The organism is Ideonella sp. P3_A4, from assembly GCF_056403075.1.
Map to the genome: position 1 here is coordinate 1 of NZ_JBFUGE010000677.1, position 3,026 is coordinate 3,026.

Consider the following 3,026-nt stretch of genomic DNA (forward strand, 5'->3'; position numbering starts at 1 on the left):
GCGCTGGCCTGGGCTGGGGAGCGCTGACCGGTGTGCTGATTGCCGGCTACACGCTGATCGATGGTTATGCCGTGAAGGTGGTACTGATCTCGCCGATCCTGGTCGACTACTTCGGCAACCTCGCGCGCATCCCTTTCATGCTGCCTTCGTACTGGAAGGACCGCGCGGGTTTTCGCGCCGCGTGGCGCTCGCAATGGCCCTACGCGCTGGTGATGGCGACTATCAGCCCGCTGGCCTATGTGCTGGTGCTGTATGCGGCGCAGCGGGCACCGCTGTCGCATGTGGCGCCGGCGCGCGAGGTGTCTATGCTGTTTGCGGCGCTGATCGGTGGCCGCCTGCTCGGCGAGGCCGACCGCGGCTGGCGCCTGGCCGGCGCCGCGCTGATGGCCGCCGGCGTCATCGCGCTGGCGGCCGGTTGAATTCAGACACCCAGGTAGATCGCACCCAGCGCCAACAACGCGGGCAGAGCCTGAATGAAGAAGATCTTGCGCGACACGCTGGCGGCGCCATAGACCCCCGCGACCACCACGCAGGCCAGGAAGAAGATCTTCACCTGCGTCCCGCCGCCGCACAGGCCCCAGACCAGCCCGGCCGACAAAAAGCCGTTGTACAGGCCCTGGTTGGCGGCCAGCACCTTGCTGGCGGTGGCGAACTCCTGGGTGTTCTGGAAGGTCTTCAATCCGAACGGCTTGTCCCAGAGGAACATCTCCAGCACCAGGAAATAGGCGTGGAGCAAGGCGACCAGCGCCACGAGCACAGTAGCGATCATCTCAGGGTTCTCCTCTATCCCAACAAGCCAAAACGGCGGGCTGCATCATGCCGCACAAGGCCGTGGTTGGGTGTCCCGCCTGGGACGTCTTTCTGAGACGGCGCAGTCCCATGCACAATTACCCGCAACCGGTTGAAGGAGGCAGCGCATGTCGGACAGCAGCAAGGTTCTCGTCGCCCAAGGTGGCGGCCCTACCGCGGTGATCAACCAGTCGCTCGCCGGCGTGGTGCTCGAGGCCCGGCGCCATCGCGGCATTGAGCGGATCTACGGTGCCCGGCATGGCGTGCGCGGCATCATCAATGAAGATTTCTACGACCTGACGCAGGAGACCAGCCACAACCTCGAGCTGGTCGCCGCGACGCCGTCCTCGGCCCTGGGCTCGACGCGCGACAAGCCGGATCTCGCCTACTGTCAGAAGATCTTCAAGGCGCTGCAGGCGCACGAGATCGGCTACTTCTTCTACATCGGCGGCAACGATTCGTCGGACACGGTGCGCATCGTCAGCGAACAGGCGAAGGCCGCCGGCTATCCGCTGCGCTGCATCCACATCCCGAAGACCATCGACAACGACCTGGTCGGCAACGACCACACGCCGGGCTTCCCGAGCGCAGCGCGCTTCGTCGCCCAGGCGTTTGCCGGCGCCAACCTGGACAACGCCTCGCTGCCGGGCGTCTACGTCGGCGTCGTCATGGGGCGGCATGCCGGCTTCCTGACGGCCGCGTCGGCACTGGGCAAGAAGTTTCCCGACGACGGGCCGCACCTCATCTATGTGCCCGAGCGGGTGTTCGAACTGCCGAAGTTCTTGGCGGACGTGCAGGCCACCTACCAGCAGCACGGCCGCTGCGTGATCGCCGTGTCCGAGGGCATCCATGATGCGAGCGGCAAATCGATCGCCGAGCAACTGTCCAAGGACGTGGAACGCGATGCGCACGGCAACGTCCAGCTGTCCGGCAGCGGCGCGCTGGCCGACCTGCTGTGCGATGAGATCAAGAGCAAGCTCGGCATCAAGCGCGTGCGTGGCGACACCTTCGGCTACCTGCAGCGCTCGTTCATCGGCTGCGTGTCCGACGTCGACCAGCGCGAGGCGCGGGAGGTGGGCGAGAAGGCCGTGCAGTACGCCATGTGGGGCGATCGCGATGGCTCCGTGGCCATCAAGCGAACCGGCTTCTATTCGGTGGAGTACGAACTGCAGCCGCTCGAGGCCGTGGCGGGCAAGACCCGCGTGATGGATGACGAGTTCATCAGCGAATCGGGCACCGACGTGACCGACGCCTTCCGCCTGTACCTGCGACCGCTGCTCGGTTCGGGGATGCCCGATGCCTTCCGGCTGCGGCGGCACGTGGTGGCCAAGCGGTTGGGTGGCTGATCGGACATCGGCCCGACAAGAAGAATTCATCAACAACGACGGACCACGTCGAACCGAGGGAAAGAGGAATGCAATTCACTGATGCAGACCGGCGCGTGCGCTGGTTGAGCCGGGTGCTGATGGCGATTGGCGCCGTGATCGTGCTCGTGATCATCTGGCCGTTCTATGCGGTGCCCACCGGCAGCCGCGGCGTGGTGACGCAGTTCGGGCGCATCGTCGGCATCGAGGACGAAGGCCTGGCGGTGCTGCCGCCCTGGCGCAAGCTGCACAACTTCAGCATCCGCGCCGAGAAGGCCGACATCGAGAACGCCGAGGGCAGCACCAGCGACACCCAACCGGTGAAGGTGAGCATGACGGTGCGCTACAGCATCGCGACCGACCGAGTGTCCGAGGTGTTCGAGAAGTACTCGCACGACGGTGACCTGGCTTCCTACGTGCAAACGGCGACGCAGGAAATCTTCAAGGCGGTGACGGCCAAGTACACCGCGCCGGACCTGATCTCGCAGCGGGCGAAGGTCTCGTCGGACATCAACGCGGCGCTGCGCGAGAAGCTGTCGATCTACGGCGCGCAGGTGATCAACATCGACATGCGCAACTTCTCGTTCTCCGACTCGTACATGCATGCGATCAACGACAAGGTGACGCAAGAGCAGCTGCGCCTGGCGGCCGAGAACAAGCTGCACACCGTCGAGGCCGAGCAGAAGCAGAAGGTCGCGATCGCCGAAGCTGAAGCCAACGCGCGCAAGGCCGAGGCCGACGGAGAGGCCTATGCGAACCTGACGATCGCCAAGGCGCAGGCCGAGGCACTGCGGGTGCAGAACGCCGCGCTGGCGCAGAACAAGGACGTGCTGGAGCTGCGCCGCATCGAGGTCGAGAAGGTCAAGGCCGAGA

Annotated in this window: 4 protein-coding genes; 3 read left to right on the forward strand and 1 reads right to left on the reverse strand. The window is 65.3% G+C overall.

Annotation, left to right across the window (positions count from 1 at the left end):
* On the forward strand, positions 1–419 hold a 419-nt coding region (locus AC1DYI_RS30985), incomplete at its 5' end, for an EamA family transporter (protein ID WP_477207955.1).
* A 2-nt stretch (positions 420–421) separates the two neighbouring features.
* On the opposite strand, the gene AC1DYI_RS30990 is transcribed toward AC1DYI_RS30985, so the two are convergent.
* Entirely contained in the window at positions 422–769 is a 348-nt protein-coding gene (locus tag AC1DYI_RS30990; RefSeq protein WP_477207956.1) for a DUF1304 domain-containing protein, read from the reverse strand.
* 148 nt (positions 770–917) lie between these two features.
* Here AC1DYI_RS30990 and AC1DYI_RS30995 point away from each other — a divergent pair, with 148 nt between their 5' ends.
* Together AC1DYI_RS30995 and AC1DYI_RS31000 are read left to right on the forward strand one after the other, a co-directional pair.
* Complete coding sequence (locus tag AC1DYI_RS30995; RefSeq protein WP_477207957.1) at positions 918–2,135, forward strand: 6-phosphofructokinase; 1,218 nt, start codon at positions 918–920, stop codon at positions 2,133–2,135.
* Positions 2,136–2,203: 68 nt separating this feature from the next.
* Positions 2,204–3,026, forward strand: an 823-nt coding sequence (locus tag AC1DYI_RS31000) for a prohibitin family protein (protein ID WP_477207958.1), incomplete at its 3' end; no start/stop codon positions are given.

Coding starts and splice junctions, on each gene's coding strand:
- AC1DYI_RS30995 (WP_477207957.1), top strand. CDS start 918: ATGTCGGACAGCAGCAAGGTTCTCGTCGCCCAAGGTGGCGGCCCTACC.
- AC1DYI_RS30990 (WP_477207956.1), bottom strand. CDS start 769: ATGATCGCTACTGTGCTCGTGGCGCTGGTCGCCTTGCTCCACGCCTAT.